A 15,553-nucleotide genomic window follows, 5' to 3' on the forward strand; every position below is an offset into this window, starting at 1 on the left:
ACTTCTCTCAGTCACTTGGTTCAAACCGCAAATGCATGCGCCGCAGTCCATCACAGCCGCCACCGGTGAAGCCGGTGAGGACCGCGCGCTGCGCTACTTGCAGGCGCGCGGGTTGGCGGTGGTCACCCGCAATTATCGCTGCAAGGGCGGCGAGATCGATCTGGTGATGCGCGATGCAGCTGGCGCCCTGGTGTTCGTTGAGGTGCGCGCCCGCGTGGCGCGCTCCACGCAGCGCTTTGGCGGGGCGGCCGCGAGTGTCACGCCCGCCAAGCAGCGTCGCCTGATTGCCGCGGCCGAAGATTTTCTTGCGCGGTGCGCTGAAGAGGTGCCCGCCTGCCGTTTTGACGTCATCGCCATTGATGGCGCGCGTATCGAATGGATGCGCGATGCCTTCGCTGCTGATGCGTAAGCCACGCATGAACCTCGCTCATCTTTCTTCCGGACTTCATTCAAGGACAGCATGAAACTCTCGTCGCCTACGTTTGCCCGCTTCCGTCGCACGGTCAAGCGCACCGCCGTGCTGGCCGCTCTGGCCGGCATTACCGCAACGCAGTTGACCGCCTGCTTCCCGCTGTTCGCCGGCGCCGTGGCCGGCGGCGTGGCGCTCGCCACTGACCGTCGCCCGACTGCCACCCAGACCATCGACCGTGGCCTGCAGATGGAAGCCGAGAACACACTGATCTCGCGCTACGACAGCCGTGCCCACGTGAACGTGACGGTCTACAACCGCAAGGTCCTGCTGACCGGAGAAGCCGGCACCGAGCAGACCAAGCAGGAGATCGGCCAATACGCGCAGAAGCTGCAGAACGCACGCGAGGTCGTCAACGAGATCGTGGTGACGCCGGTGTCGAGCACGTTCGGCTCGCGCACCAACGATACGTACATCACCACCAAGGTGAAGAGCGTGCTGGCCGGCACGGAAGGCGTGCCCTGGAACTCCATCAAGGTGACGACCGAAGCGCAGACCGTCTTCCTGCTGGGTGTCGTCACCGAGGCCGAAGGCAACCGGGCCACAGAAGCCGTGCGCACCGTGGGCGGCGTCAACAAGGTCGTGAAGGTGTTCGACTACGTGAGCGAAGAGGAGCGCAAGCGCCTGGACACCAATGCCACGTCGACCAACCCGTCGACGGCGCCCGATGCGTCGCAAGGCACGCCGGCGCCCGCGCAAGGTACGCCGACGGCCACGCAGGCACCGGCACCGGTGATATCGGCCGCGCCGGGCGTGACCGTGTCGCCGACCAGCTCGCCGACGCTGCCGCCGGGCAAGCAATTGCCGTAAGCAACATCGGCCACATCGCTTCGCAAGGAACGCAGCCACCGCGCTGCGTTTTTTGTTGGCTGCGCGCATCACAGGGCACATGGCCGGCCGTGCGTGTTAGCGTATGACGCTTCCGCGACTTCGCAGCCCCCCGATGCCCGTCGTCCACCGCCTTGCCGCCGCAGCGTTGCTTGCGGTGCTGTCCACGGCCCATGCGGCCGATCGTCCGCCAACCAATCTGCAGGCCCGCACCTGGGCCGCCACGTGCGCAAGCTGCCATCACGCCGATACCGCGCCCGGTGCCAAAGCCCCTGCGCAGACGCTGCTGCCACTGGCGGGCCGCTCCCAAGCCGAGTTGATCGACGCCATGCAGGCGTTCCGCAACGGCACGCGCCCGTCCACGGTGATGGGCCAGATTGCGCGCGGTTATGACGATGCGCAGATCGCCGCCATTGCCGGCTGGCTGTCGCGCCAATCGCAGGAGGCGCCATGAGTGACATGCGTGAATCGCTGCGCAAGGATCGACGCGCACTGTTGCGCGCGCTTGGGGCAACCGCACTCGCCGGGCCGCTGGCCGCATGCGCATCGCTGTCGGGCGTGCGCAATGCGCGCGTGGTGGTGGTTGGCGGCGGGTATGGCGGCGCGACGGCGGCCAAGTATGTGCGCGTGTTCTCCGGGGGCCATGTCGACGTGACGCTGGTTGAGCCCAACGCCGCGTTTGTCTCGTGCCCGCTGTCGAATCTCGTGCTGTCGGGCGACCGCGACATAGCGTCGATCACGGTGCCGTATGACGCGCTGGTCGAGCGCCATGGTGTGCGCTGGGTGCGCGACCGCGCATCGGCCCTCGACCTTGACGCAAGGCAGGTGCGGCTGGCCGGCGGCGGCACGCTCGATTACGACCGGCTGATCCTCTCGCCTGGCATCGATTTCGTGCCGGGGGCCATTCCCGGTTTGGCCAATGCGGCCACCGCGGCACAGGCCCCGCATGCATGGAAGGCCGGCATGCAGACGCTGGCGTTGCGCCATCGGCTCGAAGCCATGCCCAACGGCGGCACGGTGGCGATCAGCATTCCGCTGGCGCCGTACCGTTGCCCGCCCGCGCCGTACGAGCGCGCCTGCCTGATCGCCCATTGGCTGCAGCGCGCCAAGCCGGAATCGCGCGTGCTCATCCTCGATGCCAATGATGACGTGACCTCCAAGGGCGCGCTGTTCAAGCGGGTCTGGGCGGAGCGCTACCCACAGCACATTGAATATCGCCCGCAATACAACGCCGTTGACATCGATGCCAAGGGCCGCGTGCTCAAGTTTGATGTGCAGGACGACGTGCAGGCGGATGTCGTCAACCTGATCCCGCCGCAGCGCGCCGGGGCGATTGCCGTGTCGGCTGGGTTGGCGACGGCCAACGGGCGCTGGTGCGAGGTGGATTTCCTCTCGTTCGAATCGAAGGTGGCGCCTGGCGTGCATGTGATTGGGGATGCCATCCAGACCGCGCCGCTGATGCCCAAGTCGGGCCACATGGCCAATCAGCACGGCAAGGTGGCCGCCGCGGCCGTGGTGGCGATGCTCGCCGGGCATGCGCCCGATGCGTCGCCGCTGTACACCAACACCTGCTACAGCTTTGCCACGCCGGACGAGGCGATGCACGTGGCGACCGTGCACCGCTACGACGCGGCCGAGCACACCATGGTGACGGTGCCCGGCGCGGGCGGGCTCTCCGATGTGCCTTCCGCAACCGAGGGCAAGCTGGCGCAGGGCTGGAGCCGCGCCATCTGGTCGGACATGCTGAGTTAGGGCTGGGGCGCCGGGCACAAACAATGCGCAAGATTGTGCAAGTCGTGTAAGCGGCCCATGCCTACAGTGCGTCATGTGGCCGCGCGGGCGGCCGTCTGAACCTTCCGATCATCATGTCTCCCAAGGATCTGCTGCTGGCCCTGACTGTTGTGCTCGTGTGGGGCGTCAACTTCGTCGTCATCAAGGTGGGCCTGCACGGCGTGCCGCCCATGCTGCTGGGTGCGCTGCGCTTTGCCCTGGTCGCATTCCCGGCCGTGCTGTTCGTGCCGCGCCCCAGGATTGCGCTCAAGTGGCTGCTGGCGTATGGCGCCACGATCAGCTTCGGGCAGTTCGCGTTCCTGTTCTCGGCCATGTATGTGGGCATGCCGGCGGGGCTGGCCTCGCTGGTGCTGCAATCGCAGGCGTTCTTTACGCTGACGATTGCGGCCATCGTGCTGCGCGAGCCGATCCGCTGGTTCCATCTGGCAGGCATGGCGGTGGCGGCGGGCGGGCTGGCGGTCATCGGCATGGCGGGTGGCGGCACGGTCACGGGCATGACCACCGCCGGCTTCCTGCTGACGCTGTGCGCAGCGTTCTCGTGGGCCAGCGGCAACATCGTCACCAAGCGCATCGGCCCGGTAAACGTCGTGAGCCTGGTGGTGTGGGGCGCCGTCATCCCGCCGATTCCGTTCTTCCTGCTGTCGTACTGGCTGGAGGGGCCGGAGCAGATCGCGCACAGCCTGGCGAACATCAGCGCATCGAGCATCGGCGCGATCGTCTACCTGTCCTTCGGCGCCACGATCTTCGGCTACAGCCTGTGGAGCCGTCTGCTGGCGCGCTATGCGGCCAGCCAGGTCGCGCCGCTCACGCTGCTGGTACCGGTGGTGGGGCTGCTGTCGGCCGCCGTACTGCTCGGCGAGCGCCTGGTGCCAGCGCAATGGCTGGGCGGCGCCGTGGTGATGGCGGGGCTGCTGCTCAACGTATTTGGCGGACGACTGGCGGCACGGCGGGCAATGGCCTAACAGCCGCACCCCCCCAAACAAGCGCCCGGGCCGAAAGGTTCCGGGCGCTTTGCTATGGGGGCGGCATAGGATTTGGCCTACTTCGGGCACAATATCGCGTCCGATTCCGACCATTGGCCCGCACACGCATGCGGGCAGCCTCGTCCTCTGGAGACCACATGAAGTTCGCCCCCACGCTCGCTGCCGCGGCGGTGCTGGCAGGCCTGGCGCTGTCCGCCACGCCCGCGCTGGCTGCCGTTGATGGTGCCCGCGCGCAATCCATCGCCAATCAGAACGCCTGCATGGGCTGCCACGCCGTAGACCGCAAGCTCGTCGGCCCGGCCTACAAGGACGTCGCCGCCAAGTACAAGGGCGATGCCGGCGCGCAAGCCAAGCTCGTCAAGAAGGTGCGCGAAGGCGGCATGGGCAACTGGGGCCAGATCCCGATGCCGGCCAATCCGAAGATCGCCGATGCCGATCTGAACGCCGTGATCGAATGGGTGCTCGCGGGCGCCCCGGCCAAGTGAGGAACGGACGATGAATGATGCGATCAACCTGAGCCGCCGCGACGTGCTGCGCGCCGGTGCCATGATGGCGCTGCTGGTGTCTGCCGGCATCGCCACGCCGGCACAGGCGGCCGAGTGGAACAAGGCCGCGTTTGCCGTCAAGGGCGTGAACGACGTGCTCAAGCAACTGGGTGGCGGCGCGGTCGACAAGGGCGGCGCCGGCATCCAGCTCACCGCCCCGGACATTGCAGAGAACGGCGCCGTGGTGCCGCTGGTCGTGACCAGCACGCTGCCGGGCACCGACCTCATCGCCATCCTGGTCGAAAAGAACCCGAACACGCTGGCCGCGACGTTCGCCATTCCTGCCGGCACCGACCCGTTTGTGAGCACGCGCGTGAAGATGGGGGAGACCTCGATGGTCTACGCCGCCGTGCGTGCCAACGGCAAGTGGGTGCTCGCGAGCAAGGAAGTGAAGGTCACCCTGGGTGGCTGCGGCGGTTAAACATCAGGAGAAACACACCATGGCAGACCCGATGCGCATTCGCGCAATGGAAAACGGCGGCACGACCGACGTAAAGATCCTGATGAAGCACGACATGGAAACCGGCCAGCGCAAGGACGCGTCCGGCAAGGTTGTGCCGGCCTGGCACATCACCAACGTGACGGTGCTGCACAGCGGCAAGACGGTGCTCGACGCACAGTTCGGCCCCGCTGTCTCGAAGGATCCGTTCCTCAATTTCAAGTTCAAGGGCGGCGCCAAGGGCGACAAGGTGACGGTGACGTGGGTCGACAACCATGGCGACAAGCGCACCGACGAGACGTCGATCCAGTAATCGCCGGCCAGCAAGCACAGGAGTCCGAGATGCGACGCAGCTTCTTTCGTGTGACCGCCGCGCTGGCGGCCTTGGGTGTGGCCGGCAAGGCCGCTGCCCAGAATGCACCACGCGCCGGCGGCGCCGGTGCCCGTTACAAGGTGGTCTACCAGTTGAGCGAAGGCATCGACCAGGCCGTGCGCGCCATCGGCAACCTGCGCAACCACCTGAACGGCGCACCCGGCACGAAGATCGTGGTGGTGGCGCTCGGGCATGGCATCGAGTTCCTGGTTGAAGGTGCCAAGGATGCGCAAGGCCGCCCGTTCGACGCGCCCGTGGCCGCGCTGGCCAGCATGGGCGTGGAGTTTCGCGTGTGCCACAACTCGCTGATGGCTTTCAAGGTGCCGGAAGACAAGTTGCTGCTCGAAGCCAAGGTGGTGCCTGCCGGCGTGGTGGAAATCACCCGCTTGCAGCAGGAAGAAGGTTTCGCCTATATCAAACCGTAGGCGACCCGCGGAGGGGACCGTGAAACGTAAGACATGGATGATGGCGCTGGGAACGGCGCTGAGCGTGGCAGTGGCTGGTGGGCTTGCCCTCACGGCCAACGCGCAGGACGCCAAGGACAGCACCGCCGCCGGCATCGCGCAGTACCGCGAAATGCTGGCCGACGGTAATCCGGCCGAGCTGTGGGAAGCCGCCGGCGAAGAACTCTGGAAAAAGCCCGCCGGCCCCAAACAGGCCTCGCTCGAAGCGTGCGACCTGGGCCTTGGCCCGGGCGTGGTGAAGGGCGCATACGCCAAGCTGCCGCGCTTCTTCAAAGACACCGGCCGCGTGATGGACGCCGAACAGCGCCTCATGTATTGCCGCATGACCCTGCAGGGGCTGACCAAGGAAGAGGCTTCGGCACGGCCGTTCTCGTCGCCGGGCAAGGCGTCGGACATCGAACGGCTGATGGCCTACGTTGCCTCGGAATCGCGCGGTGCGGCCATCGACATTGCGCTCGCCCATCCTGAAGAAAAGCGCGTGTACGAACTCGGCCGCCGCATGTTCTTCTATCGCGGCGGCGCGTATGACTTTGCTTGCGCCACGTGCCATGCCCAGCCGGGTTTGCGCATCCGCCTGCAGGACCTGCCCGATCTGCTGACGGCCGACGGCGCGCGCTTTGCGTATTCCACATGGCCGGGCTATCGCGTTTCGCAAGGTGAAGTGCGCACCATGCAGCACCGCCTGTACGACTGCCTGCGCCAGCAACGCTTTCCGGAACCGCTCTACGGCAGCGAGGTGATCACCGCGCTCGAACTGTTCCTCGCCCGCAACGCCAACGGCGGCAAGATGGACGCGCCGTCCATCAAACGATGAGGCCACGCATGATTCGACTGACCCCCATCGTTCTGACGGCCCTGACGTTGGCACTGGCTGCCGGCACCGCTCACGCAGCGGACGCAACGTCCAAGGCCGTCACCCCGCCCAAGCCCGAGGCAAAGGCCGACGCCGCCCTTGCCAAGGTCATCCACGACAGCTTTGTCTCCAAGGGCCCGGCCACCGTGGAAGGCGTGACCGAGCGCGACGACGTGCAGAAGATCTGCAGCCAGTTTGCCGACCGCAACGCCGTGCCCGCCGCCGTTGCCAAGACACTGGAAGACGCGCAACTCAAGACCATCCATTACCCGGCTGACAACAAGTGGCTGGGCGACTGGAAGGAAGGCGAGAAGACCGCGCAGAGCGGCCGCGGCATGCAGTTTTCCGACCCGGCCGGCACCGTGAATGGCGCCAACTGCTACGCATGCCACCGCCTGTCGAAAGACGAAGTGTCGTACGGCACCATCGGCCCGTCGCTGTACCAATACGGCAAGCTGCGCGGCGATTCCGAGGCCATCCTGCGCTACACGTGGGGCAAGATCTACAACTCCAACGCCTACGCCGCGTGCTCCAACATGCCGCGCTTCGGGCACAAGGGCATCCTGACCGAACAGCAGATCCGCGATGTGATGGCGCTGTTGTTCGACCCGGCCTCGCCAGTGAATCAATAACGCCATGCACACCATTCGACGGTTCCTGATGTGGGTGGCAGCGGCGGTGGTGTTTGCCGCCACGCAGTTTGCCAATCATGCACAGGCCGTCGAAGTGGGCGATGTGGTTGCGCTGCCCGACCTGCAAATGCTCGACGGCACACGCGTGCCGGGCGACGCATGGCGCGGGCACCCGGTCATCATCGCCACGTGGGCATCGTGGTGCCCGTTCTGCGCGCTGCAGAACCCGCGTCTGCAGAAGCTGTACGACGCCACGCGCGGCACCGACCTGCGCATCCTCACCATCAGCATCGACGCCAACCCGCAGCTCGCGAAGGATTACGTCGCCAAGCGCAACTTCACCTTTCCGGTGACGATGGAAACCGACGCGCTGTGCGCCGCCACCGGCCCGCGCAAGGGCCTGCCTGAACTGCTCGTGCTCGACGCACGCGGGCGCGTGGTGCGCAAGGAAGTGGGCGAGATGCTCGAAGACGACGTGGCGGACCTCGCGCGCTACGCCCATCCTGCCAAGGCCCCTGCCCAATGAATCGCCGAGAATTCGTCCAGGCGCTGGCCATGGCTGCCGCCGCCGGACTGCGCCTGACCGACGCCCACGCTGACACGCTCAGCTACGACCTGCCGCGCTTCGGCAACGTCCACCTGCTGCACTTCACCGATTGCCACGCGCAGTTGCTGCCCATCGAATACCGCGAGCCCAGCGTCAACCTGGGCGTGGCGCAATGGGCCGGGCAGCCGCCGCATCTGGTCGGGCACGCGCTGCTCAAGCGTTACGGCATTGCGGCGGGCTCGCGCGCCGCGCACGCACTCACCTCGCTCGACTTTACCGAGGCCGCACGGCGCTACGGCCGCATGGGCGGCTTCGCGCATCTGGCCACGCTCATCAAGCGCCTGCGCGCCACGCGCCCAAATGCGCTGCTGCTGGACGGCGGCGACACCTGGCAGGGCTCCGCCACCGCGTTGTGGACCAACGGCCAAGACATGGTCGACGCGGCCCTCGCGCTGGGCGTGGACGTCATGACCCCGCACTGGGAGATGACCTACGGCGCAGACCGCGTACGCCACGTGGTCGATCATGACTTCAAGAACAAGGTTGCCTTTGTCGCGCAGAACATCCAGACCGCCGACTTTGGTGATCCGGTATTCGACCCCTACGTGGTGCGCGAGCTGAACGGCGTGCCAGTGGCCATCATCGGCCAGGCGTTTCCGTACACCCCCATCGCGCACCCGGCTGACTTCACGCCCGACTGGACCTTCGGCATCCAGGAAGCGCGCCTGCAGAAGATGATTGACGAGGCGCGCGGCAAGGGCGCCAAGGTGGTCGTCCTGCTGTCGCACAACGGCATGGATGTGGACTTGAAGCTCGCCTCGCGTGTGCGCGGGTTGGATGTGATCCTCGGCGGGCACACGCACGATGCGGTGCCGGCGCCGGTCAAGGTCAGCAACCCGGGCGGCGTGACGCTCGTCACCAACGCGGGCGCCAATGGCAAGTTTGTCGGCGTGCTCGACCTGGACGTGCGCGGCGGTGCGGTGCGCGACATCCGCTACACGCTGCTGCCGGTGTTCTCCGATCTGCTGCCGCCCGATCCGGCCATGACCGCGCTGATCGAGCGCGTGCGTGCACCGTACCAAGACAAGCTCGGCGAAACGCTCGCCGTCAATCGCGGCCTGCTGTACCGGCGCGGCAACTTCAACGGCACGTTCGACCAGCTCATCGTTGATGGCCTGATGCACGCGCAGGGTGCCGAGATTGCCTTCTCGCCCGGCTTCCGCTGGGGCACCACGCTGCTGCCCGGCGAAGCGCTGACCATGGAAGCGCTGATGGCGCAGACCGCCATCACGTACCCGGCCACCACACTCACCGAGATGACGGGCGCCACCATCAAGACCGTGCTCGAAGATGTGGCCGACAACCTGTTCAACCCCGACCCGTACTACCAGCAGGGCGGCGACATGGTGCGCACCGGCGGCCTGCGCTACACCATCGACCCGATGAAGCCGATGGGCCAGCGCATTACCGACATGCGCCTCGGCCCAGGTGAGGGCAAGCCCATCGACGCCGACCGCCGCTACAAGGTGGCCGGCTGGGCCGCCGTGTCGCCCGATGCCCGCAAGGCAGGCGGGCGCCCCGTATGGGACGTGCTGGCCGACTGGCTGCGCGACCAGCGCGAAGTGACCGCGAGGCCGCTGAACACGCCACGCATTGTCGGCATGGAAGGCAATCCGGGCATGGAAAACGCGGGTTGACCCGCGATTGAAAGGGCGCCGGAAGTTCGGGTAGACTCATTTTCCACGGGCCGATAGCTCAGCTGGGAGAGCGCCGCGTTCGCAATGCGGAGGTCGGGAGTTCGATCCTCCTTCGGTCCACCAAATACAACTTCAGTAGATTCCAGAGAAAAGCCGGAAATCCTTACGAAACAAGGGTTTCTGGTTTTTTTTCGTCCAAGACTATCCGGCGCGTTTGTTCTCCTCTGGGCCGGTGGTCTCAGGCACTCCCGTTGAGAGCACTCTTAATCCTGTCGCACTGAATGATGAGCGTGATGGGGGCCCATCACTGTTAGAGCTGAGACGTACGAATGACGGCAAACGGCGCGTATAAGCTGAACCAAATTATTCAAGACGCCGCAAAGCACGGCGAGCTTGTCATCTTCGTCGGTGCAGGCGCGTCCATGCTGTGTGGCAGTCCTGACTGGCGCGGCTTTGCGAACCAAGTGGTAAATGCGCTGGCGAAGGCGAGCAAGCTTACCTTTCTTGAGGCAGAGCAACTGCGAGGACTGGGAGATGCGCGACGCACCTTGTCAATTGCATTGACTCTTGCGAAAGAGCATGGGGTATTCATTGACTACGACAAAATCCTTCACCCGCCAAAACCAGACGCGGCTGGCGCTGAACTTTACGAACTCCTTTCCAGCTTCCGGCCAGTTTTCGTAACCACCAACTACGACAAGTGGCTCGACGATGCAGGAGTTGACGAACTTGCGACAGAGCCAGCAGCGGAAAGTGAATCAACACCGGTAGAAGGGCCAAAAAGGCGGCCTAAGTATTATCTTCGTGAACACCTGACCCCTGACCGGCTGACGGAGCGAGGCGCTGTAATCCATCTTCACGGCTCCTACTTGGAACCAAGCTCGATGGTGGTGTCCCTGAAGGATTACATCTCCCACTACGCAGACGAGAGAGTGCAATCGTTTCTCTCGAACATGTTCCGGAACTACACAGTTTTGTTTGTTGGGTATGGCCTCGCCGAGCTGGAAGTGCTGGACCACATTGTTCGCTCGAACGAATCGCTGACAAAGGGAGCGGCGAAAGAGCGCCACTTCCTTCTGTACGCTCATCGCACGACCGAGTCTGTGCAGACCGAATTCATGGAGCATTTTTTCCGGGACCAGTGCGGCGTGCAGGTCATTCCGTACTGCATCGATTCGAAAGGCTATCAGGAACTTGTCGAAGTCTTTAAGGCTTGGAGCACAGAGCTAGATGTCCGCGACCCCACCATTCTGGATATTCAGGCCCACCTGGACAGATGCGTTACGAAGCCAACTCCGGATAACCGGGGGGCTGCGATGCGTCTTGTACAAAAGCATCCCGAACTTGCGGCCTATCTCATTAACTCGTTGAAGGAGGTTGCGTGGTTCAATGACCTGGACACCGCCGGATACTTCAACGCTGAACACAGCCCTGGCGTGAGGGTCTTTGAGACTGATCAGGGCACGATGTACCAAGCTGATGGATGGCCGGCATTGCGCTACCTAGAGGTCATTGCTGGGCATGTCTCTGGCGAGTACGCCACGCGCGTGGCTGACATTGTCCGCAGCGTTTCTGCCGAAACACAAATTCGCGGATTGGATAACTGGAGAACTTGGTGGTCCTTAGCAACTATCTTGTCTCAGTTGCCGCTTGAGGTAATTACCGAATCCGACATCACGATGACGCGGTCTTGGTTGACTGGAAGGTTTGACACCAACATGGTGGGGATGGACCTGGGCCAAAAGCTCCTGCCTCGCCTTCTGGATAGTTCTGAGCCCGACCATTGGAGGCTCGCACTATTGTTGGCTGATGCGCTGTTGACGCTGAAACTACCGGAGGGAAAGGCATGACGGACAAGACAGGAGTCCTCGACAGTTTCCACCTGGGTGAGGTGCTTAAAGGGTCCGCGCGCAAGCTTGGTGAGCGGTGCGGACCTGCAGCCGTTGAAATGCTCTCGCGGCGCTTTGCTGACTGCATCGGCCAGCCTGACGAAGACCGGTATTCATATCTATGGCGGTCTGCAATTGAAGAGCATCCGCAGGATGCTCATAAAGATGGCTTCCGGGCGGTGCTAGTCGACGCAATCCGGGACGCAACGCTCGGAGCACTGAGCACGAACTGGGCCGAATCCCTCAAGGCGGTTAGGGGGCTCCTTGAGTCGCCGTACTCGACCCTAGTACGTATCGGTATCTACTCGTGCGGCGAGGACTATGGCCACACCGGAGTACTTTTCTGGGAGTGTGCCAAGCCCGACTGGTTTCTCAATCTCGCCTATTGGCATGAACTTTTCTGGCTCATTAAGAAAGCCTTCACCAGGTTTTCGACCTCCGAAAGGTCTCAATATCTGGCCATAGTGGACAACTTGCACGGCGACTGGAGCGACCCATCACGACAGGAGGAATGGGATGAAACTCATCGCCGTGACCTACTGCATCCGGCGTATGGGTTGGGAGACCCGGAGGTCGATAAAAAATACTCGGCATTGGTAGAACGTTGGGGCCCTGTTCGAGAACATCCGGACTTTCATTCCTACACCACAACTGGCTGGGTGGGCGACCGCAGCCCGGTCGAGTCCGACGCGCTGGTTGGAATGTCGAATGATGAGCTGCTGAAGGTGCTTCGAGAGTTTGTGCCGGAAGGCCGCAGGTTAGAAGGCTCAACATATCGCGGTCTCGCGTCGGCGCTGTCAGCGGCTGTACGGGCTAGCGAGGATGGATTTGCCAGCCGAATCCCGCTGTTTACGGATGTAGGGCGGCCCTACCAACACGGTCTATTGAGGGGGCTGATAGAACGATTGACCAACGACAAACGGCAGATCGATTGGGCTGCTACGTTGTCTCTTGTCCAATCCATCACGTCCTCTCCGTCATTCAAGATCGATATGGAAGCCGAGCAACCGGAAGCGTGGGAGCCCTCGGTGAAATGGGTTGTGGGGGATATTGCTGACCTCATTAAGGCCGCATCCAACAAAGAGCGTCGAATCGCTCCGGGGCTACGCAATCAGTGCGTTGAAATTCTCAGAAAGGTTTTGGCGGTCACCAGCCCAAAAGAGCCAGCAGATTCGAGCGATGCGGTTTCGCAAGCGATAAATTCACCGCGAGGCCGCACCTTGGAAGCACTCATTCTTACGGCACTTGCGATGCGGCGTGACGAAGCCGTACATGGGCAAGCGTCCGGAGCGACCTGGGCAAAGATCGAACCGTTGCTTGATACTGAACTCGTTAGCAGCAACGCCGGTCGGAATGCCGAATTTGCCACGCTGTGCGGGATGTATTGCGCAAACTTGCACTACCTGAACCCGGAGTGGACAACAAAGAACTTTGATCGCATTTTTTCGCTTTCAAGCGATACGGCATGGCGTTGCACAGCGCAAGGATTCGCGTACCAGCATTACCTATATGACTGGCTGTTCGCGAAACTCGTTGATGGTGGCCATTTAAGAAGGATGGTCTACATGGAGGGACTACCTGATCAAGTCGCTGACCGGGCGCTCCAGTTTTTGGGGCTTGCCTATCTGGAAAGCAAAGATGAATTCAACGATGGCGGCTTGCTTGCAGAACTCATCACCAACTTGAAGGTCAAGGAGCTGTCGAAACTGTGCTGGTTCTTCTGGACAATGAGATCAACGGAGGGCACGCCCCAGTATTCGTCGAAGGTATTGGTGTTCTGGAAAAGAATCGCTGAACAAATCGCACAGAGTGGAACGACAGCACCCGACCTTCAGTCAGCGCTCAACCAGTTGGCTCCGTTCATCGATGACCTGACGCAGCCACTAACCGAAGTTTGGGCCGCCGCCGCAGCGCATGCTCATGTCAAATATAACGGTCCCGTGCTAGTTGAGAACTTGGCAAGATTGGCGGACAGAAATCCGCAAGAAGTTACGGCCGTTTTCCGAGCAGCTCTCTCCAGCTTCGTACCAGATTTTCCCCCACAGGATGTAATTCGATGCGTTACCAAATTGGCCGATGCGGGACGGCATGACGACGCTGAGCAGATATGCAACATCTATTCGGAACGCGGCTCCCAGTTATTGAAGGAGACGTATCACGAGTTGCGTGAGCAACAGCGTGCGCTGGACGCTGATAAGCCATGCTCTAGCTGATCTCCCGGTACGCCCAGAGAGTTTCGCGGAACGTAGGAGCGTCATAGGCGTAAGCTCGTCGCCCAAAATCAACCGGTGCTTCAACGGGGATATCTCAAATAGGGAACGAGAAAACACCCCGGGGCACGTTGCGCGTTTCTTCAACAATTCGCTGGGTCTTCGCGATTCAAGTTGGCGGGTCAGTTTGCCAAGCACTGCCCAACAAAAAAAAGCCCGCGAGCCTTTCAGCATCGCGGGCTTCTTAACATCTAGACCACCATCAGCAGCCCCTCACCTCACTCCCCTGCCACCTCCTCCACCTGCTTGCGCGGCCCCCGGCTAAACCGCGCCGACAACGTCCGTCGCGCCGATTCCAACCCTTCGCCCTTACCCGCAACCTTCAGGTACGTGTAGCCCTCCAGCGCGGCCGTCATCAGGTCACTGCCCATCGCCAGTTGCGAATCCTGCATCCGTTCCAGCAACTTCTCCACGCGGGCGAGGCGAGGGCGCAGGGTGTCGAAGCCCACCAAGTCACGTCGCATTTCCTGCAGGTTGAAATTGGCAGGAAGCACGCTGGGGTTGTTGCTCAGCAGTTCCACGGCCTGGCGGCAGAACGCTTCGGACTTGTCGCCCATCTTCATGAGCGTGCTGCGCTGCTCGACTGACAGGCCGATCAGGCCGACGAGCTTTTCTTCCAGTGTCTTCAGCGCACCGTCAATGGCGGTCAGGTCGGTGGCGCTGGGTTGAAACGAGATCAAGTTCTGAGACATTGCGTTCCTTCTAAAACGGATATCAACGTCATGCCGATCGGCACAACCCGGTGAGGTTCGCTACCGCCGCGGCGGATCGCAATGCTGTACACAACATTTGACGGAAACCGCTCGCACATGGGGCGGGCAAGCCCGCGCACGCCGTTCGAGTGTTGGAGCGTGAAGCGCGAGCCTCGGACAGTCGAATTCGACTCTCTGAGACTGACACTCGACCCTCAGACAGTGGCGCGCGACCCTCAAACAGTGACGTTCGAGTGTTTGAGGCTCAAACGCGACCCTCAAACACTCGAGTTCGACCCTTTGACCCTGACGCTCGACCCTCAGACAGTCGAACGCCAGTGTTTGACCCTGACGTTCGACTCTCAGAGAGTGAAGCGCGAGTGTTTGAAGGTATAGCGTGACCCTCCGACAGTCGCCGCCGACGGACTAAGAATCAGACTTTCCCCGCCGCCCCCATCGCTATAATCCATCCCGCTGCTGCACCAACGGCAGCCGGGTTTGGCGACCTGTACTGGTGGCTCTGGAGAGACGATGCTTCGCGCATCGGCTCTGCACACCCACGCACGCACTACGGCGGGCCGGGTGGGGAGACCGCAAGGTCTGCCGGTGCTCCAGAGAACCGGTTCGCCAGCCCCGCCGTCAGGCCCGCCACCTCGTCTGGCGATGAGTTGCCGGGCCTCCAACCATCTCTGGAGGCTTCATGCCAAGTTCTCAAAGCGGGCACCGCCCCGCGTCCTACCCATCTCCACCAGCAGCACCACCCAGCCCAGCGCCCACGTCATCCGACACAGGCAGGCTCACCAAGAACCGCACCTACCTGAACGGCGCAATCGCGGCGCAGGCGTATCTCAAGCGCACGCGCACCGCCATGTGCACGCACGGCCAATGCCGGCCGGGCATGCTGCGCGAGCAGCTTCAGCAGTTCTCGGTGCACGACTTCCCGCCGGCATTCATTAAAGGCTTTGTCGATGCGATTGATGCGTACGTATCGATGTCGCTCGGGGGCCGCGATGTTGATCCGCAAACGTGGGACGTATTAGCCGCCATCGAGCGGCGGGGCTACAGCCAATAACAACAGATT

Annotated in this window: 17 protein-coding genes and 1 tRNA gene; 17 read left to right on the forward strand and 1 reads right to left on the reverse strand. The window is 62.9% G+C overall.

Annotated elements, in window-relative coordinates:
* Positions 1–31 precede the first annotated feature (31 nt).
* From R2N16_RS13425 to R2N16_RS13500, 16 genes are all read left to right on the forward strand, one after another.
* On the forward strand, positions 32–409 hold the full coding sequence (locus R2N16_RS13425) for a YraN family protein (protein WP_316666227.1): 378 nt from the start codon (positions 32–34) through the stop codon (positions 407–409).
* A 51-nt stretch (positions 410–460) separates the two neighbouring features.
* Positions 461–1,279: a BON domain-containing protein gene (locus R2N16_RS13430; protein WP_316666228.1), complete on the forward strand. Its 819-nt coding sequence runs from the start codon at positions 461–463 to the stop codon at positions 1,277–1,279.
* A gap of 133 nt (positions 1,280–1,412) precedes the next feature.
* Positions 1,413–1,751, forward strand: coding sequence for a c-type cytochrome (locus R2N16_RS13435; protein WP_316666230.1), 339 nt, complete (start codon positions 1,413–1,415; stop codon positions 1,749–1,751).
* A 5-nt stretch (positions 1,752–1,756) separates the two neighbouring features.
* Positions 1,757–3,049 (forward strand): NAD(P)/FAD-dependent oxidoreductase, encoded by a 1,293-nt coding sequence (locus tag R2N16_RS13440; protein WP_316666333.1) that lies wholly within the window; start codon positions 1,757–1,759, stop codon positions 3,047–3,049.
* 113 nt (positions 3,050–3,162) lie between these two features.
* Positions 3,163–4,050 (forward strand): EamA family transporter, encoded by an 888-nt coding sequence (locus R2N16_RS13445; RefSeq protein ID WP_316666231.1) that lies wholly within the window; start codon positions 3,163–3,165, stop codon positions 4,048–4,050.
* Between the two features lie 158 nt (positions 4,051–4,208).
* Positions 4,209–4,556: a c-type cytochrome gene (locus R2N16_RS13450; protein WP_316666232.1), complete on the forward strand. Its 348-nt coding sequence runs from the start codon at positions 4,209–4,211 to the stop codon at positions 4,554–4,556.
* Between the two features lie 10 nt (positions 4,557–4,566).
* Positions 4,567–5,037, forward strand: coding sequence for a thiosulfate oxidation carrier protein SoxY (soxY, locus tag R2N16_RS13455; RefSeq protein WP_147216616.1), 471 nt, complete (start codon positions 4,567–4,569; stop codon positions 5,035–5,037).
* A gap of 19 nt (positions 5,038–5,056) precedes the next feature.
* On the forward strand, positions 5,057–5,368 hold the full coding sequence (gene soxZ / locus R2N16_RS13460; RefSeq protein WP_024977295.1) for a thiosulfate oxidation carrier complex protein SoxZ: 312 nt from the start codon (positions 5,057–5,059) through the stop codon (positions 5,366–5,368).
* Positions 5,369–5,397: 29 nt separating this feature from the next.
* Positions 5,398–5,853 carry a DsrE family protein gene (locus R2N16_RS13465; RefSeq protein WP_316666236.1) on the forward strand — a complete coding sequence of 152 codons (456 nt, stop codon included), beginning with the start codon at positions 5,398–5,400 and terminating at the stop codon, positions 5,851–5,853.
* A gap of 37 nt (positions 5,854–5,890) precedes the next feature.
* A complete protein-coding gene (gene soxA / locus R2N16_RS13470) occupies positions 5,891–6,706 on the forward strand; it encodes a sulfur oxidation c-type cytochrome SoxA (protein ID WP_316666334.1) in 816 nt (271 codons plus the stop codon).
* Complete coding sequence (soxX, locus tag R2N16_RS13475; protein ID WP_316666238.1) at positions 6,703–7,377, forward strand: sulfur oxidation c-type cytochrome SoxX; 675 nt, start codon at positions 6,703–6,705, stop codon at positions 7,375–7,377. Before soxA ends, soxX begins: the two co-directional genes overlap by 4 nt.
* 4 nt (positions 7,378–7,381) lie before the next feature.
* The gene (locus tag R2N16_RS13480; protein ID WP_316666240.1) at positions 7,382–7,903 is read left to right on the forward strand and encodes a TlpA disulfide reductase family protein; all 522 of its coding nucleotides are present in this window, start codon (positions 7,382–7,384) and stop codon (positions 7,901–7,903) included.
* The gene (gene soxB / locus R2N16_RS13485) at positions 7,900–9,621 is read left to right on the forward strand and encodes a thiosulfohydrolase SoxB (RefSeq protein ID WP_316666243.1); all 1,722 of its coding nucleotides are present in this window, start codon (positions 7,900–7,902) and stop codon (positions 9,619–9,621) included. Before R2N16_RS13480 ends, soxB begins: the two co-directional genes overlap by 4 nt.
* A gap of 47 nt (positions 9,622–9,668) precedes the next feature.
* A tRNA-Ala gene (locus R2N16_RS13490) sits at positions 9,669–9,744 on the forward strand.
* Between the two features lie 206 nt (positions 9,745–9,950).
* Positions 9,951–11,471: an SIR2 family protein gene (locus tag R2N16_RS13495; RefSeq protein ID WP_316666245.1), complete on the forward strand. Its 1,521-nt coding sequence runs from the start codon at positions 9,951–9,953 to the stop codon at positions 11,469–11,471.
* A complete protein-coding gene (locus R2N16_RS13500; RefSeq protein WP_316666246.1) occupies positions 11,468–13,723 on the forward strand; it encodes a hypothetical protein in 2,256 nt (751 codons plus the stop codon). The genes R2N16_RS13495 and R2N16_RS13500 overlap by 4 nt, the downstream gene beginning before the upstream one ends.
* Positions 13,724–13,998: 275 nt before the next feature.
* Here R2N16_RS13500 and R2N16_RS13505 read toward each other — a convergent pair whose 3' ends face one another.
* Positions 13,999–14,472: a hypothetical protein gene (locus R2N16_RS13505; RefSeq protein ID WP_316666247.1), complete on the reverse strand. Its 474-nt coding sequence runs from the start codon at positions 14,470–14,472 to the stop codon at positions 13,999–14,001.
* 700 nt (positions 14,473–15,172) lie between these two features.
* Between R2N16_RS13505 and R2N16_RS13510 the strand changes: the two genes are divergently transcribed.
* The gene (locus R2N16_RS13510; RefSeq protein ID WP_316666248.1) at positions 15,173–15,544 is read left to right on the forward strand and encodes a hypothetical protein; all 372 of its coding nucleotides are present in this window, start codon (positions 15,173–15,175) and stop codon (positions 15,542–15,544) included.
* Positions 15,545–15,553 lie beyond the last annotated feature (9 nt).

Source organism: Ralstonia psammae (assembly GCF_958405935.1).
Lineage (GTDB): Bacteria > Pseudomonadota > Gammaproteobacteria > Burkholderiales > Burkholderiaceae > Ralstonia > Ralstonia psammae.